The 23,812-nt window shown below is 56.8% G+C and carries 19 protein-coding genes; 12 read left to right on the top strand and 7 right to left on the bottom strand.

Features of this window, described 5'->3' with window-relative positions; translation table 11 throughout:
* Positions 1 to 5 precede the first annotated feature (5 nt).
* The 3 genes from COHPA_RS0105760 (at position 6) to COHPA_RS0105750 (ending at position 6,111) form a co-directional block, all read left to right on the top strand.
* The gene (locus COHPA_RS0105760; protein WP_027085248.1) at positions 6 to 2,891 is read left to right on the top strand and encodes a FecR domain-containing protein; all 2,886 of its coding nucleotides are present in this window, start codon (positions 6 to 8) and stop codon (positions 2,889 to 2,891) included.
* A gap of 33 nt (positions 2,892 to 2,924) precedes the next feature.
* Complete coding sequence (locus tag COHPA_RS0105755; protein ID WP_027085247.1) at positions 2,925 to 4,511, top strand: NHL domain-containing protein; 1,587 nt, start codon at positions 2,925 to 2,927, stop codon at positions 4,509 to 4,511.
* Positions 4,512 to 4,635: 124 nt separating this feature from the next.
* Entirely contained in the window at positions 4,636 to 6,111 is a 1,476-nt protein-coding gene (locus COHPA_RS0105750) for a L,D-transpeptidase (RefSeq protein WP_027085246.1), read from the top strand.
* A 2-nt stretch (positions 6,112 to 6,113) separates the two neighbouring features.
* Here COHPA_RS0105750 and COHPA_RS25795 read toward each other — a convergent pair whose 3' ends face one another.
* Positions 6,114 to 6,257: a hypothetical protein gene (locus COHPA_RS25795; protein WP_169733249.1), complete on the bottom strand. Its 144-nt coding sequence runs from the start codon at positions 6,255 to 6,257 to the stop codon at positions 6,114 to 6,116.
* Positions 6,258 to 6,515: 258 nt separating this feature from the next.
* On the opposite strand from COHPA_RS25795, the gene COHPA_RS0105740 reads away from it, so the two are divergent.
* Genes COHPA_RS0105740 through COHPA_RS0105730 form a run of 3 tightly spaced genes read left to right on the top strand, consistent with a single transcriptional unit; the run spans position 6,516 to position 8,947 of the window.
* Positions 6,516 to 7,610 carry a quinone-dependent dihydroorotate dehydrogenase gene (locus COHPA_RS0105740; RefSeq protein ID WP_211237870.1) on the top strand — a complete coding sequence of 365 codons (1,095 nt, stop codon included), beginning with the start codon at positions 6,516 to 6,518 and terminating at the stop codon, positions 7,608 to 7,610.
* A 55-nt stretch (positions 7,611 to 7,665) separates the two neighbouring features.
* The gene (gene yjbM / locus COHPA_RS0105735; RefSeq protein ID WP_027085244.1) at positions 7,666 to 8,469 is read left to right on the top strand and encodes a GTP diphosphokinase; all 804 of its coding nucleotides are present in this window, start codon (positions 7,666 to 7,668) and stop codon (positions 8,467 to 8,469) included.
* A gap of 22 nt (positions 8,470 to 8,491) precedes the next feature.
* Positions 8,492 to 8,947 carry a DUF309 domain-containing protein gene (locus tag COHPA_RS0105730; RefSeq protein ID WP_027085243.1) on the top strand — a complete coding sequence of 152 codons (456 nt, stop codon included), beginning with the start codon at positions 8,492 to 8,494 and terminating at the stop codon, positions 8,945 to 8,947.
* A gap of 37 nt (positions 8,948 to 8,984) precedes the next feature.
* Here COHPA_RS0105730 and COHPA_RS25460 read toward each other — a convergent pair whose 3' ends face one another.
* From COHPA_RS25460 to COHPA_RS0105720, 3 genes are all read right to left on the bottom strand, one after another.
* Positions 8,985 to 9,302, bottom strand: a complete 318-nt coding sequence (locus COHPA_RS25460) for a hypothetical protein (protein ID WP_156926603.1) — start codon at positions 9,300 to 9,302, stop codon at positions 8,985 to 8,987.
* A gap of 172 nt (positions 9,303 to 9,474) precedes the next feature.
* A complete protein-coding gene (locus tag COHPA_RS0105725) occupies positions 9,475 to 9,945 on the bottom strand; it encodes a PCYCGC motif-containing (lipo)protein (protein ID WP_027085242.1) in 471 nt (156 codons plus the stop codon).
* A 29-nt stretch (positions 9,946 to 9,974) separates the two neighbouring features.
* Complete coding sequence (locus COHPA_RS0105720; protein ID WP_027085241.1) at positions 9,975 to 10,475, bottom strand: thioredoxin family protein; 501 nt, start codon at positions 10,473 to 10,475, stop codon at positions 9,975 to 9,977.
* 169 nt (positions 10,476 to 10,644) lie between these two features.
* Here COHPA_RS0105720 and COHPA_RS0105715 point away from each other — a divergent pair, with 169 nt between their 5' ends.
* Positions 10,645 to 11,511: a pseudouridine synthase gene (locus COHPA_RS0105715; RefSeq protein WP_027085240.1), complete on the top strand. Its 867-nt coding sequence runs from the start codon at positions 10,645 to 10,647 to the stop codon at positions 11,509 to 11,511.
* 65 nt (positions 11,512 to 11,576) lie between these two features.
* On the opposite strand, the gene COHPA_RS25455 is transcribed toward COHPA_RS0105715, so the two are convergent.
* Both COHPA_RS25455 and COHPA_RS0105705 read right to left on the bottom strand, forming a co-directional pair.
* On the bottom strand, positions 11,577 to 11,669 hold the full coding sequence (locus tag COHPA_RS25455; RefSeq protein WP_136368515.1) for a sporulation protein YjcZ: 93 nt from the start codon (positions 11,667 to 11,669) through the stop codon (positions 11,577 to 11,579).
* A gap of 166 nt (positions 11,670 to 11,835) precedes the next feature.
* Positions 11,836 to 13,005 (bottom strand): GGDEF domain-containing protein, encoded by a 1,170-nt coding sequence (locus COHPA_RS0105705; RefSeq protein ID WP_027085239.1) that lies wholly within the window; start codon positions 13,003 to 13,005, stop codon positions 11,836 to 11,838.
* A 152-nt stretch (positions 13,006 to 13,157) separates the two neighbouring features.
* Between COHPA_RS0105705 and COHPA_RS0105700 the strand changes: the two genes are divergently transcribed.
* The 3 genes from COHPA_RS0105700 to COHPA_RS0105690 all read left to right on the top strand — a co-directional run bounded on the left by COHPA_RS0105700 (position 13,158) and on the right by COHPA_RS0105690 (position 18,998).
* Positions 13,158 to 14,297: a glycosyltransferase family 4 protein gene (locus tag COHPA_RS0105700; protein ID WP_035119379.1), complete on the top strand. Its 1,140-nt coding sequence runs from the start codon at positions 13,158 to 13,160 to the stop codon at positions 14,295 to 14,297.
* Positions 14,298 to 14,321: 24 nt separating this feature from the next.
* Entirely contained in the window at positions 14,322 to 15,599 is a 1,278-nt protein-coding gene (locus tag COHPA_RS0105695; protein ID WP_027085237.1) for a metallophosphoesterase family protein, read from the top strand.
* 135 nt (positions 15,600 to 15,734) lie between these two features.
* Positions 15,735 to 18,998, top strand: a complete 3,264-nt coding sequence (locus COHPA_RS0105690; protein WP_027085236.1) for an AAA family ATPase — start codon at positions 15,735 to 15,737, stop codon at positions 18,996 to 18,998.
* Here COHPA_RS0105690 and COHPA_RS0105685 read toward each other — a convergent pair.
* Complete coding sequence (locus COHPA_RS0105685) at positions 18,967 to 20,055, bottom strand: YkvI family membrane protein (RefSeq protein ID WP_027085235.1); 1,089 nt, start codon at positions 20,053 to 20,055, stop codon at positions 18,967 to 18,969. The two genes, COHPA_RS0105690 and COHPA_RS0105685, sit on opposite strands and share 32 nt — an antisense overlap.
* 88 nt (positions 20,056 to 20,143) lie before the next feature.
* On the opposite strand from COHPA_RS0105685, the gene COHPA_RS0105680 reads away from it, so the two are divergent.
* Together COHPA_RS0105680 and COHPA_RS0105670 are read left to right on the top strand one after the other, a co-directional pair.
* Complete coding sequence (locus COHPA_RS0105680) at positions 20,144 to 21,433, top strand: ArsB/NhaD family transporter (protein WP_027085234.1); 1,290 nt, start codon at positions 20,144 to 20,146, stop codon at positions 21,431 to 21,433.
* Positions 21,434 to 21,602: 169 nt separating this feature from the next.
* The gene (locus COHPA_RS0105670; protein WP_027085233.1) at positions 21,603 to 23,585 is read left to right on the top strand and encodes a glycoside hydrolase family 15 protein; all 1,983 of its coding nucleotides are present in this window, start codon (positions 21,603 to 21,605) and stop codon (positions 23,583 to 23,585) included.
* The last annotated feature ends 227 nt before the right edge of the window (positions 23,586 to 23,812 follow it).

The following is a 23,812-nucleotide window of genomic DNA, read 5'->3' as shown; positions in this document are numbered from 1 at the left end:
TATTCATGCGACAACATTTAATCAGACTGCTCGCTTTACTGCTCGTCGTCGTTCCGCTTCTCGGCGCGTGGGCGAACGAGACTTCCGCCGCCTCGACGCGGGTGGCCGTCATTAAAGAATTGAAGGGCACCGCTAAGGTGAAGAAAGCAGGCGGCTCCAAGGAGTTCACGGCGTTCGCCAAGATGAGCCTCAACGAGGGTGATGTCCTATCCGTAGGCAGCGGCGGCTCCGCCGTGCTTCAATTCGCCAACGGGACGTCCGAAGACGATAAAATGACGGTCGGCGACAATACGAAGCTAACGTTCTCGAAGCTGTCCAATAAAAAAGGTACGACGACGAAAGTCAGCATGTGGAGCGGCTCCGCATGGGTCGACGTCAAGTCGATCGCAAGCAAGGACGATCAATTCATGCTCGAGACTCCGACCGCGGTCATGGGCGTGCGGGGAACGCATTTCATGACGGTCGTCGACCCGCTGACGGGAAGCACGCGGCTTAGCGTTGCCGGCGGGATCGTATCGATGACTCCCCCGGTACCTGGCGGGGCTGTTCCGCCGACTCCGCAGTTGATTTATCCGAGTCAGTCGATACTCACGTTGACTGGCGGAACGGGGCTGCCGAATAATAACTTGGCTGCGCCGGTCGATCCAGCGGATTTGGTCAACCGGGCAGGATCCGCATTGATCGAAGCGATGCTCCGGGCAAGCAGTGAAATCCAGCAAGAGAATGACAGATTGATGTCCCAGTACGTTCAAGATTTGGCCGTTCAGCAGTCGGATTTAGAGCGGATGCAGAATAATATCGATAATCTGGTGTCCGTAATCGTCAATCAAGCCATTGCGGCGCAGCTCATCCAACAGGCGGCGATCGATCGTATTCAGGAAGAATTGCTTAGATCCTTAGGAAAGAAGATCGATCTAAGCATTAAGGAATTGCAGCTCACCGTCGAGGAGAGACGGAAGCAAGAGATTCAACGCGAAGTCCAGAGGCAAGCGAAGGAAGCGGCAGAGAAAAAATTGCAAGAAGAGGCTGAAGCGCGCAACAAAGAACTGATGGAGAAGATTAAGCAGAAGCAGGAAGAGCAGAAGAAAGCAGCCGAGGAAGCGATTAAGAAGAAGCAAGAACAAGCGTACAGTAAATACGAGTCGCAGTTGGACGAGGCCGGCAAGAAACGCCTGCAGGAGAATAAGCAAAATCTATCGCAAGGTCAAACTCCTGCGCCAAGCGAGGTCAATACGGGCGGCGGCGGTGGTGGATCTCCGAGCGGGTCGCCTAGCAGCGAGCCCTATACGAATCCGCTGCAATCCTTGAGAGTCACCTATAAGATTTATCCGGAATCGGAAGGGTACAGCTCATTACCTCCAACTAATGTTGATTTCGATGTTCCGTTAGGAAGCGTAGGAAGCTCGTACGAGTACGAGCTCCCATCATCGATCAATTACGTTGAGCTATCGCTTGAGAAAGCGGCTGCGTTCGCCGATTATGACGTGAAAATTTCGGTTAACGGCAAACCTTACTCCTACGATGAATACTATACCGAGTATGATTTAACCCGCGCCCGCAATGAAATTGCGATCGAAGTGAAACCGCACGGTCAGATTGCGACTTCCGCGAACACGAAACGATTCACGCTTTATGTGATCAAACCTTCCTTGCCGGAAGGCTACAATTTCACGACGACGACCGACGGCGGAAGCTTGACCTGGGAGCCTCTGGGGAATGGTCATTTTAGAGCGAAGGCGACAGCCGCCGCGGTGAGCGAGATCGCGTTCAACCCGACCTACAATGGTTCGGCGGTTGAAGGAGCAATGCTTCATTACTATAGCGAGAATAACGAGGAGATAGAGATAGCAGGGTTAACCGCTCGAAATCTGGTTGAAGGTGAAGTTTATAGCTTTGTACTATCCATGGGGAATACGAGTCTTTATTTCGATCTGCTCAATCATGTCGCCGAGCCGGACTGGGAACAGTTCTTCTACGACAACTTCGAATTCCGAGAGGATCACAGCGAAGGTCCGTATGTACGTTTCGGCAATCAGAACGGGGAGCAATATACCGAAGTTTCTTTCTCTACAAAGCGACTCGACATGGATTTCAATGGAGAAACAGAAGAGGGCTACTTCCCTCTTGGAGGAATATGGGATGAACGGGAATGGACGTATGTCCCTGGGGATTGGTCGAGTGTATGCGGTGAGTCGGACGAATGCGATCGATTGCAGCAAGGGGATAACCGATTCATCTTGTATGTCGGATATGGTGGCGATATAAACGAGCATCGCTACGTCCTGAACATTCATAGAAACGATCCTCTCAAGTTATTTGACTATGCGCTTGGTATGGATAGCGGATTGCAAGATTGGTACGTAGGCGATCGAACATGGGTTATCCATGCTCTTGCGCATGAGCCTGAGATCGAGTTTGTTACATTCGGTGAATTAGCGATAAGCGGCTCAAGCGCTGACGGACAAATCCAGCTTATCGATACCGAAGATGTCAGTGTGGTTATGGCGACATACATGGATGCTCCCGGCGAATACCTGTTGAATGTTAATGTAACCAGTATTGAGGAGCCGGATCATACCTATTCGCCATATAAGTTCATTATTTATAACGGATTTAATATAGACTTTGACGAGTTCAAAGTGGACGGATTAACATACGAAGGCGATCTATATGTCATTACTGATGAAGATGTAACGATAAATTCTGCATCTGTCGGGATGGACAAAGAAATCGTCGGCGTATTCGACAGGTTTGGCAATGCGGTACCCCCTATATCGGACGGATCTTATTTCTTAGACGAATCTCTGTATGGCCAATATTACGTTGTTGTTAGAGATACGATAACCAATTATAAGGTAACCACTGTAATCGACCAACAATACTATCGTTAATCATTAAGATATCTTTCAAAGGGGCTAGCAAACATGTATAAATTCCGGTTGAAGAAAAGTTTCGTCGCGGGGCTAGGATTAACGTTGGTGCTCGCGGTTCCAAGCATCGCCTCCGCCGCTTCCGCGGATTACGGTTGGTCGACGTCGCCCAAGCTGTATGAAGTGCGTACGATCGCGGGCAAATCGGAACTCGGTCATGCGAACGGCGCGAACAAGGACGCTACGTTTTTCCAGCCCTACTCGGCGGTGGCGTTGCCGGACGGCAGACTTCTCGTATCCGACTATGAGAACCATCTGATTCGGGTCGTAACGGCTGCCAGAACGGATACTTACGCCGGTCTTGACCTCGGCCAAGACGAAGCCAACAATCCGATCGGCGGTTTCAACGATGACGTACTGCTGAAATCCGCGTTCGAGCACCCGGCCGGGTTGGCGATCGATTCGAAAGGCTCTATCTATGTAGCGGACTCCGAGAATAACGCGATTCGCGTCATTACGAAAGACGGCAAAGTATCGACACTGGCGGGAAGCGGGAAACTCGGTTCGGATGACGGAATCGGCGCGGCGGCAAGCTTCGATCATCCGTCCGACGTTGCGGTAGCCAAAGACGGGACGGTGTACGTAGCGGATACGTTGAACCATGCGATCCGTAAAGTCGCTTCGGACGGTAAAGTTACGACATTGACGGCGGATTCGAACCGGCCGTTCGAATATTTCCCGGGTGCGGTAGAGTACTCGGGCAGCTTCAAGGACGGTCCGATCGCGTCCGCTCAATTCAATGAACCTACCGGTCTCGCGCTTGATTCGAAAGGCAATCTGTACGTAAGCGATCGCGGTAATCAACGGATTCGCTATATCGATTTCGCGGCAGGCACCGTAAGCACGGTTGCGGGCGGCGGCGACCTGGACAAGCAGCTTCAGTACGTTGAAGGCGACTATATAGACGGTGAAGCGTTGAAAGCTCGCTTCAACGCGCCGGAAGGCTTGACTATCGCCCCGGACGGCACGTTGATTATCGCGGATAAGTTGAACCATGCGATTCGTACATTGAAAAATGGACAAGTCGGCACATTGGCCGGTATTGCGACGGAGGTCGGAACTTCGGATGGCGTATCCGCGAATGCTCAATTCGACAATCCGACAGACGTTACGATCCTGACGGATGGCCGCCTCGTCGTTATCGACCAGAATAGCAACAAAATCCGCGTCCTTCAGAAGTACGCGGCCCCGGCATCCTTGCCGACCGACAAGTCGATCAAAGTGTTGCTTAACGGCGAACTTCTGACAACCGATGTGCCGGCGATCATGTCTCCAGGCGCGGTCTTGCTCCCGATTCGCAGCGTAGGAACGGCGCTTGGCTATGCGGTTGATTATGACGACAAAGCGCAAACCGGTACGTTAACGAAAGGCAACACCGTATATACGATCAAGAAGAATATGAAGACAGTCACGAAAACCGTGGACGGCGTCGCGACGCAGGTAACTCTTAACTCGGCTACCGTGCAGACAAATGACCGTCTGTTCATTCCGGTTCGTTTCTTCGCGGAAGAGAGCGGGTACGACATTCAATGGGACGACAAGCTTCAAATCGTCGTCATTCGCGACAAGCAATTCAATTAATCGCCCCAAGCCAGCCCCGTCCTAATCGGTTAGCCGATTAGGACGGGGCTTTCTTCATTCTATTGCCGATATGACCGATAAAACCTATATAGAGTTGTGCATCGCAAGGAGCGTGCAAGTAACGGTGAACAAAGAAAAACGAATCGAACAGCAAATCCAGCATTTCTACGATAACGTGCCCGACGTGGATGATGCTTTTCCGCTGAAGGAGTATTTATTGAAGCACGAGGACAGCCGCATGGCTTGGTATTTGCTTGGCAAGCAATACGAGGGCAAAGGCGATATCGCAAAGGCGACCTATTGCTTCGGGCAAGCTGGAGATATTTATACGGCGTTCGAGGGAAAACCCGCGCCGTCGCTTCCAGAACCGAAGAACGATTCGAATACACAGCGCAAGGCGTTCTGGATATGGACGGCCGTATTCACCGTGCTCATCGGCGCGATCGGACTTGGAGTTTATGCGATTGCGCGGGAACATAAACAATCGGAAGCGGCGAATCAGGAGCAACCGGCGGATACGATCGGTACCCCTTCGCCTTCCGTGGAGGCGGTTCTGAAAGATCCGCCTTTTCCATCGCCGATCATCGCCCTGGTAGACGCGCCATTAGGCGCCGTTTCGGCGGCGAGTGATCCGCTTAAGGACGGCCAGACGGCACTCGGCGCATTGCTGCTGCCATCTAGGAATAACGACGCTAGAATGCTTGTTCAGGCAGCGTCGCTTGGCAAGTGGAACGATTGGGTGAAGAGCGGCAAACCGCTGGCGACCGTCGCCGTCGACGACAAGCTCGGTTCCGCCGGCGTCAATTGGCATGATGCCAAATGGTGCAATTGCAAACCGCAAGATCCGAGTTCCGCGCAGAAGAGAATCCAGGAGTGGAAGCCGCTTCAAGAGAGCAAGCTCGCGATGCGGTCAGCGATCGTGCGTTACAAGGAGCGGACGGGAACGTGGCCGGCTAATCCGGAAGCGCTGAATGGCGATTACCCGAACAACACGATCGCGGGCTGGAGCGAGGAGATGACGCCTTGGTTCGAAGAAGTGGTAGGCGAGCTGACGAATCCGAAGGACGGCAAATTGCCGACGTCCGTCGGCTGGCCGACGGTAACCGGACCGCTGGCCGGAATGGGAACGCCTGCGGGAGCAATCGAGCCGATCACGCAACAACCGCTAGCCGTTATCGTTGACAAGACGAGCCACCGGCTCGCGATCGTCAGCGGCGACGTCATTGTGAGGAATTACGAAGTCGGTCTTGGCGGAATTCGAACGCCGGAAGGCAGCTTCGTCATTACGGAGAAGGTTCGGAACCCGAACGGAACCGATCAAGGCACATTCGGCAGCCGCGGCATGACGTTATCGGACGGCGATTACGGCATTCATGGAACGGACAAACCGGGCAGTATAGGGAAAGACGAATCGCTGGGCTGCGTGAGGATGAAGAAGGAAGATATCGAGGAGCTGTTCGATCTCGTGCCGATCGGAACGCCTGTTACGATAACGCAAGGGGGCTTGCCTAACGAACTTCGCGCGCCGGCCGAGCGGTTCAAGCTCAGCAACGCGAAGGACGAGACAAACCCCCATAAAATCTATGTCTGGCTAGATTGAGATTACGGATTCACGATCAACAGAACGGCCATTACCGCTACGATAACCGCGAAGCATACGCCTATCCAAATAAGAGCCTTCTTGTTCACGGTCTCTTTTTGCTTGGCACGTGGATTCACGGGGGCTCTCTTCTTGGTTGCGCTCATCGTTCATCAACCTCTCCTCGAGTGATTCAATTTCTATGCCCTCATTGTAATCGTTTTCGGCGTAAATTGCCAGACAAGCCCGCGTAATCCTCGCAATTATCAAAGACGGATAACCGAGTTCGGGCGAATGGGCGTAACGCCCTTTTCTTTTTCCTGGGAAAAGGCTAAACTGGTAGCCGAAGGTTTTGTTCTTATATCCCAATGGATGTTCATATTACGCGCTACTTATCATTGATGATTGAAGGGACGTTGAATTCGTTGTTGTACAAAATGGCCAAATCGTTCTTATTCCGCATGGACCCCGAAGCCGCGCATCATCTGATTATCGACGGTATGGGGACCGCGGCCAAAGTGCCGGGCGTACCCGCGCTGCTCTCCGCGATCTGGGGGACGAGCGTTAAGCCGGAGCTCTCCGTCGATTTGTTCGGGCTGCATTTCGCTCATCCCGTCGGCCTTGCTGCCGGATTGGACAAAAACGCGAAGGCGGTAACCGGGTTCTCGCGTGTCGGCTTGTCGTTCATGGAGGTCGGGACGGTAACGCCGAAGGCGCAAGCCGGCAACGAGCTGCCGCGGCTGTTCCGCCTGCCGCCGGACGAAGCGCTGATCAACCGGATGGGCTTCAACAACGAAGGAGCCGACGCGATGGCGGAACGGCTGGCGAAGCTGCCGAAACGCCGCATTCCGCTCGCGGTCAACATCGGGAAAAATAAAGTTACGCCTAACGAGAACGCGGCGGACGATTATCGCGAGTGCGTGCGGAAGTTGTATCTTCATGGCGATTTTTTCGTCGTGAACATCAGCTCGCCGAACACGCCGGACCTTCGCGCGCTTCAGCATGGCGACGAGCTTCGCATGTTGCTCGATGCGGTTAAGGACGAGATGGAGAAGCAAGCGGAGCGTCACGGCGGTCTGCCAAAACCGATCCTGGTCAAGATCGCTCCGGACAATACGGACGAACAGCTTGCTTACATGGCCGAGGCGATTCAGTTGAGCGGCATGTCGGGCATTATCGCCACGAATACGACGATCGGCCGCGACGGGCTTACGCATGCGAACAAAGACGAGACGGGCGGCATGAGCGGGCGTCCTCTGACCGAGCGTTCAACCGAAGTGATCCGGACGATTTACGCATTAACGAAAGGCAAGCTGCCGATTATCGGATCGGGCGGCATCTTCACGGCGGACGACGCTTACGATAAAATCCGGGCGGGCGCGAGCCTTGTAGAAGTGTATACGGCGCTCATCTATAGAGGGCCAGGCGTTCTGAAGTCGATTCAGCAAGGCCTGTTAAAGCGTCTGAAGCAGGACGGTTTCTCGCGAATATCCCAAGCCGTGGGTGCCGATCATCGGTAACGCTTCGTCGCTGCGGTCGAGCAGCCGCGTTGCAGAAGGAAAGGAGGTGCCGATGATGGATGGAAGAGACTGGGGGAAGTTTCTGCTACCTTATCAGCAGGCGGTAGAAGAGCTGAAGGTGAAGTTGAAATCGCTGCGTTCCGAGCTTAAAGCGCGAGACGAGTATGCTCCGATCGAGTTCGTCACGGGCCGCGTCAAGCGTATATCGAGCATTCTGCAAAAAGCTCGCAAGCTGTCCGTTCCGCTCGATCGCATCGAGCTCGGCATCGAGGATATCGCGGGCATACGGATTATGTGCCAGTTCGTCGACGATATTTATCGGGTGGCCGATCTCATCCGCCAACGTAAAGACCTTGTGCTCGTCTACGAGAAGGATTACATTACGAACTTCAAAGATAGCGGCTATCGCAGCTACCATCTGATCGTGGAATATCCGGTGCAGACGTCGCTCGGTTCGAAGCCCGTGCTCGCGGAGATCCAAATCCGCACGCTGGGCATGAATTTCTGGGCGACGATCGAGCATTCGCTGAACTATAAATATAAGGATCAATTGCCCGAGCATGTGAGGGAACGACTGCGTAAAGCGGCTGAAGCCGCGACGCAGCTCGACCTGGAAATGTCCAGCATTCGGCAGGAGATCGTCGAAGCCCAGCAAGACTTCGAGGAAAGCTCGATTATCGTCCATAAAGTGTTGAATTCCATCCAGGAGCTGTATTTTTTCCGCAGGGTGCGGGAGGCGGCGCAGTTCCAGCTCCGGTTCAACGAGCTTTGGGAGCAAGACGACGTATGGGGGATCAAGGAGCTGTCCTCGGAAATCCAAGCTGCGCTCGACCGTGCCGGCAAGAGCGGACAGAGCTGAGCCTAGAGAGGCGGGAAGCTGCATGGGGAGAGACGTGCGCGGACTTGCGTCGGTTAAGGGAGATGAGCGCTATCTGGCGTTTATCTCCTATTTCAATACGGAACGGGATTATTTCGAGTGCCATGAAGTGATGGAGGAGCTGTGGTTGGAGGAAGGCCGCCATCCGCTCCTGCAGGGGCTTCTGCAAGCGGCAGTCGGTCTTCACCACTGGCACAACGACAACTTTACGGGCGCGGTGAAGCTGATGGAGGCGGCGCTCGCTAAGCTGTGCGCTTATGCGGATGTGGGGTTAGGACTCGATCTCGCACGGTTGCGGGCGGATTTGGCCGCTTCTCTCGCTGCGTTGGCGGCAAGGCCAGCGGACGCCACGTTCCAAGCGTTCGAGCTGGTCGTATTGGACGAGCAGCTCGTCGGGGACGTTGCCGCGTGGGAAACGCGAGGACGCTCAGAGAGCGACGCCGGCGATCGTGTCCTGTAGCGCCATTACAACGATATCCCCTTCGCTCAGGAGCGCTTTAGAGGTCGCATTGACCTCTAAAGCAGCAAGACAGCGGGTAGTGCGGCGTAATAGAGGTCGTATTGACCTCTAAAGCAGCGAGACGGCGGTAGTGCGGCGAAATAGAGGTCACATTGACCTCTAAAGCAGCGAGACGGCGGTGGTGCGGCGAAATAGAGGTCACATTGACCTCTAAAGCAGCGAGACGGCGGTGGTGCGGCGAAATAGAGGTCACATTGACCTCTAAAGCAGCGAAACGGCGGTGGTGCGGCGAAATAGAGGTCACATTGACCTCTAAAGCAGCGAGACGGCGGTGGTGCGGCGAAATAGAGGTCACATTGACCTCTAAAGCAGCGAGACAGCGGTAGTGCGGCGAAATAGAGGTCGCATTGACCTCTAAAGCAGCGAGACGGCGGTAGTGCGGCGGACTCCTGAGCGAGGGGGATACCGATATAAAGCGCACAAGAAAAGGAACGAGAAGCGATCGATCGCCCTCGTTCCTTTTTCAGTTACGCGTTATAGTTTGGGTTGTAATGTTCTTCGATCAACTGGTTAATCTCGTCGGCCGACTTGCCCTCTTTAGACCATTTTTCAATATCGGCCAATTCATCGGTGCACATTCCGCATAAAGCGCTATGGTCGGTCCAAGTGACGCCTTCCCCGGACTTGCTTGCCACATAGCAGCGGTAGAGCGAATCATGCGCATCGTCCTCGTATTCCATGCAACCGCAGTAGCAATGAACCGTCTTCATAATCGCCTCGTAATCTCCGACGATCGAATACAGATGCTTCGTGCGGTCCGTGAAATTGCCAAGGAAGGCGGGAAGCTCCGCGTACGACGCTTTGAGCTCCCATTTCTCGCCGTTGTGCGCATGCGCCTCATGCGAGTCCCCGCCGCTTCCGCCGCCGCAAGCGACCAGAACGATGCCGCACGTCAGCACCGCAGCAGGCAGTGCCAATAACCACTTGGCTTTCATCATTCGTTACCTCCTTCCTTGCCCGGAGCGGGTCAATCGTTGCCGTCCGGCTTATGCTCGTTGAAAAATTCCCGGAAGTCGTCGAGCGTGTAACCGTCGGCGTTCCCTTCCTTCAAGCCGCCTTGCATTCTGTCCGCCTCGACTCCGTCCTTGTAGTAGACGAGCGTAGGCGTTGCTTGGATGTTCATGCGACCGAAATAATTCTGGAACTCGAGCAGGTTGAACTGGTGCATGTTAATGCCAAGCTCGTCCGCGAGCGGCTTCAGTTGAGGCGTCGTCCATTTGCAATGAGGACACGTCGCGGAGAAATAATAGACGAAAAAGCTCTTCTTGTCCGCGATCATCTGATCCAAGTCGTCCGGAATGATAATATTGTTATAGTTCGGGTCCTTCAGCAGCTCCCGGGTTTCCGGATACAGTTTATTGGACGGCATGCCGTACACGGTATCTTTTCCCAAATTGTTGATCACGACCAAGCCTACGATAAGAACGATAAGAATGCCAAAGAAAATCGATAAATTTTTAGCTTTCATCAGTTGTACCCCCATCTACACGGTATGATTATGGACGAAGCGGCATGGACAAGCGCCTCCATCTTTTTTACATTATACTTGATCTTGCTAGGTATCAAAATGGGACGAGTTACTTTGACATGAAACTGCCCCAACTTCGCGTTGGGAAGATACAGAGGTGAGTGCCCGAATGAAATCAACGATCAGACTCGATAAAATGCTAGGCAACCTCGGATACGGCACGAGAAGCGGCATCAAGCTGCTTGTGAAGCAAGGCGCCGTAACCGTGAACGGCCAGCGCGCCAAAGATCCGGGCATGCAAATCAATCCGCATGCCGACTCCGTGGCGCTTGACGGCGAGACGATTGCCTACCGGGACACCGTCTACGTCATGCTGCATAAACCGGCGGGCGTCGTGTCGGCGACCGAAGATAACCGCGATCGCACCGTGCTCGATCTGCTCGACCCGGACGTGACGGTGCTATCGCCTTTTCCGGTAGGCCGGCTCGATAAAGATACCGAAGGCCTGCTTCTGCTGACGAATGACGGCAAGCTGGCTCATGAGCTGTTGTCGCCGAAGAAACACGTTCCGAAGACGTATCGCGCGCTCGTAGCGGGGGACGTAGACGCTTCGGATGCCGCGGCTTTCGGGCAAGGCGTAACGCTGGACGACGGTTATGTAACGATGCCGGCGCAGTTACAAGTATTGGCTGCTGCCTCGGACGCCAGCGAGGCTCTTGAAGCATCCACCTCCGATTCCGATCCGTCCGGCGAGGAGCTGAGGGCGGCGGCTCGGCTCGCGCGTCGCAATCTTACACCCGATTATACGGAGCAACCGCTAAGTTGGATCGAACTAACGATCAACGAAGGCAAATTTCATCAAGTGAAAAGAATGTTCGAAGCCGTAGGCAAAAAGGTGCTGTATCTTCGTCGAGTCTCCATGGGTCCGCTTACGCTGGACGCCGCCTTGGCGCCGGGGCAGTGGCGGGAGCTGAGCGAACAAGAAGTGGACAGCCTGCGCAGCTACCGGAAGGAAGGCTTGTCCGCGCGGCCATAAAAAAAAGCAAGCCAGCGCGCGCCGGACTTGCTTCAAGCAAGGTTGGTCGGAGTTTTACCCCGAACTCAGTAACCTGCTTTGAGGATGATGACAAGCAGAATGAACAGGACCAGCACGAAGGCTGCCGATGCATAGTAACCGCCGACTACACCGGACATGCAAACTCCTCCTTCATGAACATAATGTTGTAGGTTGCCGGGGTTCAGGTTCCCTTGGGGGGTGTCCCTTGCCTCGGTCTACACTTATAGTATGAAGAAGGCGGGTTGCCGATTGGACATTTACCCCGTGGCATTTGATTTTGGGCAACCGCCATGGGCGGAGGCATTATCCCGTCGTGGCGCGGTCCGAACCCTTCAGCTTCGCGAAATCGGTGACGCGGTTTTTGCCGTTCGTCTTGCTGTAATACATCGCTTGGTCCGCGTCCTTCATCAGCGTCTCTGCAGTCGCATTCGGCTCGTAGAAACGAACGCCGACGCTGATCGTGACGAGGCTTTCCTTCTCCGTGCGGGCGCGAATCGATTCGGCAGCGGAGAGCAGCGCGTTCATCGGTCCCGCGACGATCGCGACGAGCTCCTCGCCGCCGTATCGTCCCGCAAGGCCGACGCCTTCGGTTTCCTCGGTCAGAATCGCCGCCACCTGCTTGAGCACAAGATCGGCCTTATGATGCCCGTGCGTATCGTTCAGACGCTTGAAATTGTCGATATCGCAGAAGATGACGCCGTGCGGCCGGCCGGAGCGAACGAGCTGCTCCAGCTTGCCCATGAAATAACGGCGATTGTATAAATTCGTTAGGCCGTCCGTAATCGAAGAGCGGTAGACGGATTGGAGCAGCTCGACGACGCGCTCGAACAGCAAGATGAACAGCAGGCAGTAGTAGACGACCGTCAGAAACCCGGTGAATGAATCGTAGCTTCGGGCTTCGGAGAAGCCGAACGTGCCGATGATCGCCATCAGCTGCGATCCGAACGCGATGAATAGAGACGCCAAATATTTGCGGGGCTGTCCGATGACCGGCGCGAACATAAGCGCGAACAGCGGAGACAAGAGCAGCATATATCCGTCCAGGACGGGCGTGGAACGCAAGTCGACCGGCAAGTCGGATGCGTACGCCGGAGCGTCGGGCATGAAGTCCGCGAACCCGATCAGCGTAGCGAGGACGAGCAAGCCGAAGAACCAGAGGCGTGTCCGCGGCCTGCGGCGATGGTACAGCTCGAATACCGCGAAATTGATGACGATGAACGCATATACTTGTAGTAGCTTCCCGCCGAAAAATATCCATGCGGTCTGCTCGGCGGCATCTATCGCAATCGCGAGCTGAAGCAGGTTGTAGATCAGTATAATGACGAGCGAAACGAGCAACGACCGGAAAGCTTGCCTGCGGTTGCTGCCTTGCAGCCGGTAGGACATGAAAAGCATGAGGCCGACGATAACGACAGTGATTGCCGACGTGAAAAACTGGCCTGAGATGTCGATCGTACGCATGGGTTGGTCCATAGGCGGCTCCTTTAGGGTCGTCCATAATACTTGAAAGCTTGTTGCAGAACATGTGTTTCTATAATAAACTATTTTAGAGGTTCTGAAAGAGAAAGTAGATAGGGAATTAGCCCTAGAAATCGTATAGACAAGCGAAAAAGGAGGAATCGCCGTTGAACATCCTACAGGCGCTATTTTTCCCCCCCGAACAGCCGGGAGGCGTCTCGTCCATGGTGCCCCACATCGGGGAGCGGTTCCGTAAGCTAGGCTGGGAGATGGAGCTATTCTCGCTGCCGAAACGAATCCGCAACAAAGGCAACGAAGAGATCGAGTTCGAGACGTTCGATTGGAAACAGTACGCGGGCCATCCGATCGTGGATAAATATATTCAGACGTATAAGGATTACGTATGGTGGGTGAAGCTGCGTCTCTCCAATCAGCAATACGACTTGATTCACGCGCATCATCCGATCGCTGCGCTTGCGATGAAGATTGCTTTCACGGATACGCCGATTCTGATGACCGTACACTCTAGTTTCGAGAAGGAGCTTATCCTGAACGGCAGAATTGCCGAAGGCGGGCCGGAGCATCGGTTCTTGACGTCGATCTACGGCGAACTGGAGCACAAGATGGATCGCATGCTGACGGTATCCAAATCGTTCGCCCAGTATATGGGCGGCTACATGAAGCACCCGGAGCGGATCGAGGTCATTCCGAACGGCTACGACGAACGGCGCTTCAAACCGATACCGCACGACAACGCCGTGACGCAGCTCGTGTCCGTCTGCCGGCTCATCCCCGCGAAAGGCTTGGATATTCTGCTGAAGGCTTGCGCGGAGCTGAGAAAGCGGGGTCTTCCGTTCGTCTTGCACCTTATCGGAGACGGACCGGCCCGGGAAGAGCTCGAGAAGCTGTCCCAGCAACTCGGCATATACGACGACACGATATTTTACGGTTACATGCTGCACCCGGAAGAGATGATTCCGTTCTTCGACGTGTTCGTGCTGCCGTCCCGCGCGGAGTCTTTCGGTTCGGTATTCGCGGAAGCCGCGCTTTGCTTGCTTGCGCTTGTCGGCACGAACGTAGGCGGGATCGCCGAGCAGATCCAGGACGGCGTCAACGGGCTGCTCGTGCCGCCCGAGGACCCGGTTAAGCTCGCGGACGCGCTCGAGAAAGTCATTAACGACCCGCATTTCCGATACGAAATGGCAAGAGCCGGTTGGAACAAAGCGGTGAAGACGTATTCGCTTAACCGCGTCATCGGCCAATTGAAACGGATTTATACGTCGTTCCAGCAAGAGACGACCGGATAACGACAAGGGGGCAACGGAGCTGCGATGGTACCTTTTACGTTCATTCATGCGGCGGATTTGCATCTAGGCAGCCCCTTTAGAAGTTTAGCCAAGTCGCCCGAGACGGTTCGCGAGCGGCTGCGCGAAGCGACGTTCGTCGCGCTGCGGAGACTGGTGGAAGCCGCGAAGCGGGAGAAAGCCGACTTCATCGTCCTCTCGGGCGACCTATACGACGCCGCCGACCGTTCGCTGCGCGCGCAGTTGAGACTGCAACGCGCGATAGCGGAACTAACCGAGCACGGCATCGAAGTGTTCGCCGTTCACGGCAACCACGACCCGGAGAGCGGACGCCAGGCGAAGCTGGACCCGCCTCCGGGCTTTTTTGTGTTCGGTGCGGACGAGGTGAGATGTCTGCCCGCCCATACGCGAGGCGGCGAGGTTGCGGCGCATGTGTACGGAATCTCCTATCCGCACGCGGCGGTTTCCGATAATCTGGCGCTTCGTTTCCAGAAGAAGGAAGGCGCCTCGTTTCATATCGCGGTGCTTCACGCCAACGTAGACGGCGATCCCGCGCACGACAACTACGCGCCCTGCCGGCTGGAGGAGCTCGTAGCCTCGGGCTTCGACTATTGGGCGCTAGGGCACGTGCATCATCGGCGCGTAATGCACGAATATCCCCATGTCGTCTATCCGGGCAACCTGCAGGGACGAAGCATCCGCGAGACGGATGGCAAAGGCGCTTATGTCGTCAAAGTTTCCGCGTCCGGAGAAGCGGAGATGAAATTCCTTGACGTTGCGGACGTGTTATGGCAGGAAGCCGTCGTATCCATCGAAGGCATCGAGCGCGAGCAAGCGTTGAAGGAGAAACTGCTCGAGGCCGTGGACGGGCTGCGCGCGTCGTCGAAAGGACGTCCCGTCGTCGCTCGGATTAGGCTGGAAGGCCGAGGCGCGCTTCACGAGCGGCTGCTCGAGCCTTCGGTTGCCGAAGAATGGCTGACGGAGCTTCGGGATTGGATCGGTTTGCCGGAAGGGGCGGATGGCGATTGGTTGTGGCCGGAGTCGCTCGCGGTACGGACCAGCGGCATGACAAGACTCGAGGCCGGGGCGGAAGAGGACGGGTTCGTCGGCGAGTTGCTGCGAGCAGGCTTGGAAGCTTCGGAGGACGAGGAGCGTTCATCGAAGCTGTTCAAGGAGTCGCTGGACTCGCTGCGGAAGCATCCGAGCCTGCGTAATTGGATCGATTCGAGGAGCCACGGAGAGAGAGCCGAATGGATTCGTCAAGCGATGGAGCTGTCGGCGTCGCTGCTGCGGGAAGAAGAGTAAGAGCGAGATAGGTCGAGCCCGACGAGATTCTGTTGTATCGAGGGTGAGATAGGTCGAGCCCGACGAGATTCTGTTGTATCGAGGGTGAGATAGGTCGAGCCCGACGAGATTCTGTTGTATCGAGGAGGTGACGGAATGTTCATTCGCGAGCTTTATGTCGACGGCTACGGCGCGCTGCAAGGCACCCTGTTGACGTTGGATCGTTCCGTTACGATCCTGTACGGCCCGAACGAAGCCGGCAAAAGCACGCTGTTGCGGTTCATTCGCGCCATGCTATACGGGTTTCCTTCGCGCAAGGAGCTTGTGGAGCGGGGGGAGCCCGTTCGCGGCGGTAGACATGGCGGAAGGCTGCTCTTAGCCGAACCGGACGGCCGCGAATGGCTGCTCGAACGGTATGCGGAGCGCGGCTCGGGTCTTACCGTAAGAGATCCGTCCGGAATGGATAGGCAACTTTCTCAAGCCGAATGGGAGCGCCTTGCGCTCGGTGGCATAACGGAGAAGTTATTCCGTCAGTTGTTCGCGGTTTCGCTTGACGAGCTGCATCAGCTCCGCACGTTGCAGGGCGAAGAAGTCGGCAACTACTTGTACCACGCCGGACTTGCCGGCGGGGCCGCGCTTACCGCGGCGAGACGACGCCTCGGCGCGGAGATGGATCGGCTGTACCGGCCGAAAGGCGTCACGCAAGAGATGAATAAGCTTCTGGCGGCGATCAAGGATGCGGAGGCTGCCATCCGGCAAAGCCGGGATCAAGTGCAGTTGTTCAACGAGCTGAGCGAGGAGCTTCGCGCAACCGAGCTTGGCATCGCCGAGACGGAGCAGCAGTTGCCGCTGCTCAGGACTCGCGTCCTCGAATCCCAGAGCGCGTACGAGTTGCGCGAATGGTGGCTCAAGGCGCAGTCGTTGCGGCTCGAAGAGGAGGAAGCGAGGAGTTCGTTGCCGAATCCGGCCGCTCCGTTGCTGCAGGAGTCGGCGCAGTCGCGGTGGACGGAGTTGAAAGCGCGGCGAAGCGAGCTTGCGGAGAAACTTGAGCAAGCGAATCAGGCAATGGCGGAACTTACGAGAACTAGAGATTCATACACATGGTCGAACGCCCTGCTAGAATCGTTGCCTGAATGGGAGCGGCTGGAATCGCTTCGCGAAGGGATTGCCGCGCGGAGAGAAGAAGCCGCGGAGCTCGAAGCCGAACGCCGAATGCTGGAGGAGCAGCTTTCCTCGTATTTGATGCGCCTCTCTCCCGGATGGGGAGAAGGCGAGCTGCGCGCGTTCGGGAGCGCACTGTCCGAGCAGGAGCAGCTTAGACGGCTCGCCAGAGAGCGGGAGGAAGCGCAGCGCGCGCTCGAACCGATTGCGGGCGAGCTGAAGCGGATCGAGCGCATGTCGGAAGCGTTGCACGCCGAAATGGCCGAAGCCCCTCATGAAGAGGAAGCGCCTGACGGTTTCGAAACTCTTCGGTTTCTGCCTCGGGACCGGACGAGCCTGCTGCAAGCGTGGCACGGTTTGGAGGATGCGATGCGCGCGTTCGAGCGGGTCGTGCCGCCGCGCGCCGTCATGCCTGCGCAGAGCGATGATCATGCCGCCGGGTACGGCAGAGGCAAGCGAGCGCGACGAGCGGGAAGCAGCCGAACGGATCGCTTTCCCGTCGCGATGATCGGAGGCTCGGCTGCCTTGCTTGCCGTCGCAGCCATCATCATGCCGTTCGCGCTACGGGGCGACGGCGGATCGGTTGATCCGATTATGGCGGCGATCTCTGCCGTCTTCTTGTTGCTGGCGGGCGGACTTGCTTACATCGCCTATCGAACGAGCGGCCGATCGACCGGTCCGGCGGATGTCGGATTCCCAAGGCTGGATGAATCGACGCTCGCGAACATCCGAGCTCATCGCAACCAAGTCTCGGAGCGGCTCCGCCAGCTCATCGCGGATCCGGAGACGGCGGCTGCGAGCCTTATGCCCGAAGCCGGTAAGAGCGTAGACCATCGCGAAGCCAACCTGCAAGCCGTCCAAGCCGATGAGGCTTGGAGACAGCTGCGCGAAGCTGTCCATGCTCGGCTCGGAGAGCTCGAACGTCGCGATCGCGATGCCGCGAACCGAGAGCAACGGGCAAGGCGCGGCAATGAGTTGCGTACGGAGCAACAACTGCTCGAGAGGGAACGGACTCGGCTGAACGAGCGGATCGAAGAGTTGAACGCGCGTTGGCAGCATTGGCTTCAAAGCTACGCGTTGACTGCCGGTTTAAACACGGACTCCCTATCCGACCTATTCAATCAGGCAGACCAAGCGCTGACCGCGTTGCGTCATAGACAGCGTGTCGCGGAGCGGCAGCAGACGGTCCGGCACGCGATCGAAGGATTCGAACAATCGGCTGCCCGGTTGATCGCGCAATCGCAAGCGTCGCTGCCGCCGGCGATCTCGTCGGACGCCGTGCTTGCCGTCCGCTATCTCTATACCGAAGCGGCCAGGCAACAGGAGGCGAGACGGGAGGCGCATCGAACGGAACGGCAGCTAGAGACGGCCGCCGCCCTAGTCGGCAAGCTTCGCGAGCAAGCTGAGCTTGCCGAGGCGGATATCGAGGCGTTCCTGGCCGAGTCGCATTCGACGGACGAAGCGGAGCTGGAGCTGAGATTGCGCGTCGACGAACGGTGCAGGACGCTTCGCAGGGAAGCGCGCGACATTCAGCTCAGAATCGAATCCGGGAGATCGGAGGCTGCCCGGGAGAAGCTGTACGCATGGCTTCGGGAACACGACGAAGCCGCCTTGGCCGCCATCCTCTCGGAGCAGAACGCGGCGCTTGCCGCCGAGGAGCGCAGACGAACGGAGCTGTTTGATCGCCGGGGCCGTCTGATGCAGGAGCTGGAGCGTCTTCGTACGGACGCGGAGCTGGAAGACAGAAGGCAGACGCTGATCGAGCGCGAAAGCCAGCTTGAATCGCTGCTTGCGCGGTATGCCGTGCTCGCGCTCAGCGAACGGCTGATGTCGCGGGCCAAAGCCGCGTTCGAGGAAGAGCGGCAGCCGGAGGTACTGAAACGGGCCTCTCGATTGTTCAACCTGATGACCGGCGGCGCGTACGAGAGAATCGTCGCCCCCGGGGATCGGTCCGGGCTGCTCGCGGAATCGGCGAACCGGCAGTTGCTGGACAGCGCCTTCTTAAGCCGCGGCACGCAAGAACAGCTATACCTCGCGATGCGCTTCGCTCTTTGCGAAGCGACATCGCGGGAGCGCCCGTTGCCTCTCTTGCTCGACGACCTGTTCGTCCATTTCGACGAGAAGAGACTGGCGAGCACGCTTCCCGTGCTCGAGGAAATCTCGGGCAGCCGCCAATTGATTCTGTTCACTTGCCACCGCCATGTGGCGGACCTGCTGGAACACGGCATCAAAGACGCCAAGCGGCTAGCTCTTCCTTAACCGGCGGATTCGGCGGACCGGCGGGGGGCTTCGCTCGATTTTTCGTAATCAGGAACAGCCACCCTAGGCTTAGCAGTCCGAACATCGGGTAGAGAGTCGACAGCAAGTAACCGAAGCCGAACTGTCCCGCGAGAAAACAAATAAACAGAAGCGTCATCGTCAGTATGCTTCGGGATACGCGAGTGCGTTCGTGCAACTGCAGCGTAAGCCCGTAAATATCGGCGACAAGCGTCGAGAAAATTTCCATGAAGATCAGGAACACATAAATCCAGTGCAGCCAAGCGCCTAGCTCCCGAGCGATGCCGCCCATCGGGATTTCGAACTGGGCGACGCCCGGCATCCGAGCGGACAAAGCCAAATGGCCGGCGAGCAGCAGGATGCCAATTCCGATGCCGCCGATCCAAGCCCCTCGCCTCAGGATGCGGATGTCTCCGATCGCCGAGCCGAGCGGAACGAGCACCGCTTGGGACATCGACAGGTTGAAAGCCGCGTACAGGAACGGCGATAGCCAAGCCGCCCAAGGCGACAGCTCGCTTGGCGCCGAAAGCCAGTGTCCGGAACTCGGCTCACGCAACGTCTCGATCATAAGGAACAACGTAAAGCCCATCATGACCGGCACGACGAACGTATTGATGGTAAGGATCGCGTTCATCCCTTTTCTAAGCAGGACGAAGCATGCGAACATCGTTACGATCAAACCCGTCTGGTAGCTGAGGTTCAAGTGCTCGGAGAATACCGAACCGGCTCCCGCCAGCATGACCGCGTTCACGCCGAGAAGCACGACGAGCATGAGGTTGCTGACCCATTTGCCCGGACGGGCGCCGAACAGATGCTTGTTCAAATCTTCGTACGACTTGGCTTTCAGCTCCGCCGACAACAGCATGACCTTGGCCCCGATCCAGACGAAGAATAACGTAGATACGATGATCAAGTACGGCCCCCACATGCCGAACCTCGTAAAAAATTGCATCACTTCCCGGCCGGAAGCGAATCCCGCGCCGACGACGGTCCCGATAAAGGTGAATGCGACTTGTAAGCTTAACGCCCATTGTTTCATACGGCGGACCCCCCAGACCTAATCTTGTCCTCCCTTCCTATCAACTTATGTCAACGATCGGACGGGCATGACACCAGGAGATGTCCACATGGCTTTGTCCCTATCGATTATTGTTTTCTCGATCACGCTCGTTCTGATTATTTGGCGGCCGCGCGGCTTGAACGAAGCCGCATATGCCGTGCCGGGAGCAGTGATTCTGCTTGCCCTAGGCACGTTAGCTTGGTCGGACGCCGAATATATATGGCAGGTCGTGTGGAATGCGACGTTATCGTTAATCGGCATTATGGTGCTGACCGGCGTGATGGACGACAACGGGTTTTTCAAATGGGCGGCTTTGCACGTCGTCCGAAGGTTCCATCGCCGCCCTATAACGTTAATGGTCGGATTGTCTCTTGTCGCGAGTCTGATAACGACTTTCTTCAATAACGACGGAACGATATTGATCATGACGCCGATCGTATTGGAAGTGACCGCTTTGCTCGGGATGGGCTTCCGGGCAAGAATCGCTTATTTGCTGGCCGTAGGCTTCATGGCCGATACCGCAAGCGCGACGCTGATGGTGAGCAATTTGACGAACATCCTGACCGCGGATTACTTCGGCATTTCGTTCGGCGATTTCGCTCGCGAGATGGCGTTCCCCGGTATAACCGCATCGTTCGCGACGATCGGTATGCTGGTCGTGCTCTTCGGCCGCTCGGTCCGGAAGCAAGTTCAGTCCTCCTTCTCATTTCCCGAGCCCGCGTCGGTCATCAAGAACCGCAGCGTGTTTAAGCTGTCGTGGCTCGTATTCCTATTGATTATGGTCCTTTATTATTACTCGGAGAGCATCGAACTTCCCGTGTCGGCAATCGCCTGCGGCGGGGCGGCTTTGCTATGGCTCGCGGGCATCGCGACGCGGAGCGTCGATTCCATGCGGCTGCTGCGCAGGACGCCTTGGCTAATCGTCGCGTTCGCCCTCTCGATGTATTTGATCGTTTACAGCGTGCACCTGCATGGCGGCACGGATTGGTTCTCTTCGCTGCTTACGCCGCTCGATCGTTCAGGACTTGCCGGCATGATATTCGGCTCCGGCGCTCTATTCTCGTTATTAGCGGCGGTCATGAACAATCTGCCTGCCGTACTCGTCTCTTCGCTGTCGATCAGCGAACTGGAGGGAGGCCACGCGATCATGCCTTTCGCGAGCTTGATCGGCATGTCCGTCGGAGCGAAGCTGACGCCGATCGGATCGCTCGCGACGCTCCTGTGGCTGCAATTGCTGCGCCGCGACGGCGTTCGATTGAGCATCCTCGAATATATCAAATATGGCTTCCTGCTTACCGTTCCCGTGCTTCTCGTGACGCTCGGCGCGCTCTGGCTGCAATTCCGGCTGTTTCCGTAAATCGGCGAGATGTTGTAAAATAAGGTGAGGACGATTCGCGGACCCGAGGGGGAGGCGACAGTGCCGATGGTTAGGTGCTCTATACCTACGGCGTCGCTTCGGGCAGACTCAACGACTACCCGGCCCGGGAGAATCGTCCGGCGTTCCGGGCTTCAAAGGAGCTGCTACATTGAGTAATCAAGAAAGACTGCAACAACATCTGCGCAAAAAGCCTTACCTCGTAGATGCCATTGCGGGCAATTCCGCCATGCTGGCGTCGCTCGGCAATACCGGGAGACTGTACCGGTTATGGTGGCCGCACATCGATTTTCCGCAGCATGTGGACGAAATCCGCACGGGACTTCAAGCGAGCGGGACGCCGGGGGGCGTTCAGTGGTTTGACGATGCCGCAGCGGGGTGGACGCATGAGGCGGGATACGTGCCGCATACGAACGCTTACCGCGTTCGCGCCAGCCGGCCGGACTATCCGGTATCGGTGGAGCAAACCGACTATGCCGTACCGGGTCAGCCGCTTTATGCGAGGTCGTACCGCCTGAGCAATGACGGCAACGAGACGCGCAATGTGACGTTCTATCATTACGGATCGTTCCGGATCGCGGAGAACGAATTTTATGCAACGACCGAGTTCCGGGGGGAACTTGACGCGTTGCTGCATCACCGCCACGAATACGCGTTCGCGATCGGCAGCTCGCAAGAGTGCGACGGCTATCAAGCCGGGTCCGGCGCGTGGCCGAGCGTTGCGAACGGCTACTTGAACGGCAATACGATCGACATGCAGCCGGACGGCGCGATGTCGTGGACGTTCGCGGGCATCGCTCCCGGTCAATCGGTCGAGCTGACGCTGTATATCGCGGCAGGCCATGGCCGGCATGAAGCGCTGGCTGCGCTCGCGACCGCCAAATCCCGTCCGCAATCAGAATGGTACGGAGACATGGGGTCATACTGGGCGAACTATCTTGCCGCTGCCGTTCCTTGTCCGTCGAAAGACGAATCGATCGCTGAGCTGTACGAGCGTTCCTTGCTGGCGATGAAGCTAATGGCGGACGAGGAGACGGGGACGATCGTCGCCGCTCCGGAGTTCGACGAATACTTCAGCCGTTGCGGCGGATATGCTTATAGCTGGGGCCGCGATGCGGCTTTCGTCACGACGGCGTTCAACAAAGCCGGTCTCGGCTCGTTATCGGAGAAATTCTACGAGTGGGCATTGTCCGCGCAAGATCCTGACGGTTCTTGGCAACAGCGCCATTACCACGACGGCAGGCTGGCTCCTCATTGGGGATTGCAAATCGACGAAGGCTCTTCCCTGCTATGGGGCATGTGGGACTATTACGTCTATGCCGGCGAGAAGCAAGCTTTCCTAGATCGCGTATGGCCTGCGGTAGAGAAGGGGGCGGCGTTCCTCGTCTCGTTCATCGACCCGGAGACGGGATTGCCGCTGCCAAGCAGAGATTTGTGGGAAGAGCGCGAAGCGGCGCACACGTACTCCGCGGCGGCGGTATTCGGGGGACTGAACGCTGCTGCATCGTTCGCTCGGCGCAAAGGCCGCGATAATCTTGCGACGGAGTGGGAGCAAGTCGCGCGCAAGATCGCGGAGTCCATCGAGGCGTTCTGTTGGAACGAAGGGCGTTCTTCGTATTATCGCGGCGTGAAGCTGACCGTCTCGAAGGAAGAGTACGAAGCGGCGATCGCGCGCGGAGAGAAGGGGCAGGCGTTCCAGCGGGATAAAGGCTACTGGAAGCACGTGCTCGAAGTCGATCCGATCGTAGACATCAGCTTGCTCGGCCTTAGCGTGCCGTTCGGCGTCGTTCCCGTCGATTCTCCGAGAATGGCGCAGACGGCCGACGCGATCGAGAAGCTGCTGACGTCGCCGAAGGTCGGCGGCATCAAGCGTTACGAGAACGATACGTATATCGGCGGCAATCCATGGATCTTAACGACGCTGTGGCTGAGCCATTATCGGACGCGGCAAGGCCGTTACGACGATGCCCGCAAGCTGCTCGACTATGCGGTGAAGCACGTGACGCCGTCCGGGCTGTTGCCGGAGCAGGTCGATCGCGATACCGGCGAGACGGCTTGGGTCGTGCCGCTTACTTGGTCGCACGCCATGTTCGTGCTTGCCGTTCATCTTCTCGCGGAGAAGGGCGAGCTTTAATCGACCGCATAAGAGAAGCCATCCACGACAATTCGTGGATGGCTTTTCCTTATTATCAAGATCAAGATAAAGTGTCGGATTAGCCTCCGACAGGCTGCTAAAGCGCCGATGTGCCAGGGGTGAGCCGAAGTAACGTTGCGCGGTAACGCTAAAGCGCCGATGTGCCAGGGGTGAGCCGAAGTAACGTTGTGCGGTAACGCTAAAGCGCCGATGTGCCAGGGGTGAGC

This window comes from Cohnella panacarvi Gsoil 349, from assembly GCF_000515335.1.
GTDB classification, from domain to species: Bacteria; Bacillota; Bacilli; order Paenibacillales; family Paenibacillaceae; genus Cohnella; species Cohnella panacarvi.
The sequence above is the reverse complement of the archived record's forward strand: the minus strand, read 5'-3'. Positions and strand labels throughout refer to the sequence as shown.

What these genes read in the sequence shown, in the direction of transcription:
- COHPA_RS0105760 (WP_027085248.1), top strand. Translation starts at nt 6, where the DNA reads ATGCGACAACATTTAATCAGACTGCTCGCTTTACTGCTCGTCGTCGTT.
- COHPA_RS0105755 (WP_027085247.1), top strand. Translation starts at nt 2,925, where the DNA reads ATGTATAAATTCCGGTTGAAGAAAAGTTTCGTCGCGGGGCTAGGATTA.
- COHPA_RS25795 (WP_169733249.1), bottom strand. Translation starts at nt 6,257, where the DNA reads ATGAGCGCAACCAAGAAGAGAGCCCCCGTGAATCCACGTGCCAAGCAA.
- yjbM (WP_027085244.1), top strand. Translation starts at nt 7,666, where the DNA reads ATGGATGGAAGAGACTGGGGGAAGTTTCTGCTACCTTATCAGCAGGCG.
- COHPA_RS0105730 (WP_027085243.1), top strand. Translation starts at nt 8,492, where the DNA reads ATGGGGAGAGACGTGCGCGGACTTGCGTCGGTTAAGGGAGATGAGCGC.
- COHPA_RS0105725 (WP_027085242.1), bottom strand. Translation starts at nt 9,945, where the DNA reads ATGATGAAAGCCAAGTGGTTATTGGCACTGCCTGCTGCGGTGCTGACG.
- COHPA_RS0105720 (WP_027085241.1), bottom strand. Translation starts at nt 10,475, where the DNA reads ATGAAAGCTAAAAATTTATCGATTTTCTTTGGCATTCTTATCGTTCTT.
- COHPA_RS0105715 (WP_027085240.1), top strand. Translation starts at nt 10,645, where the DNA reads ATGAAATCAACGATCAGACTCGATAAAATGCTAGGCAACCTCGGATAC.
- COHPA_RS25455 (WP_136368515.1), bottom strand. Translation starts at nt 11,669, where the DNA reads ATGTCCGGTGTAGTCGGCGGTTACTATGCATCGGCAGCCTTCGTGCTG.
- COHPA_RS0105705 (WP_027085239.1), bottom strand. Translation starts at nt 13,005, where the DNA reads ATGGACCAACCCATGCGTACGATCGACATCTCAGGCCAGTTTTTCACG.
- COHPA_RS0105695 (WP_027085237.1), top strand. Translation starts at nt 14,322, where the DNA reads ATGGTACCTTTTACGTTCATTCATGCGGCGGATTTGCATCTAGGCAGC.
- COHPA_RS0105690 (WP_027085236.1), top strand. Translation starts at nt 15,735, where the DNA reads ATGTTCATTCGCGAGCTTTATGTCGACGGCTACGGCGCGCTGCAAGGC.
- COHPA_RS0105685 (WP_027085235.1), bottom strand. Translation starts at nt 20,055, where the DNA reads ATGAAACAATGGGCGTTAAGCTTACAAGTCGCATTCACCTTTATCGGG.
- COHPA_RS0105680 (WP_027085234.1), top strand. Translation starts at nt 20,144, where the DNA reads ATGGCTTTGTCCCTATCGATTATTGTTTTCTCGATCACGCTCGTTCTG.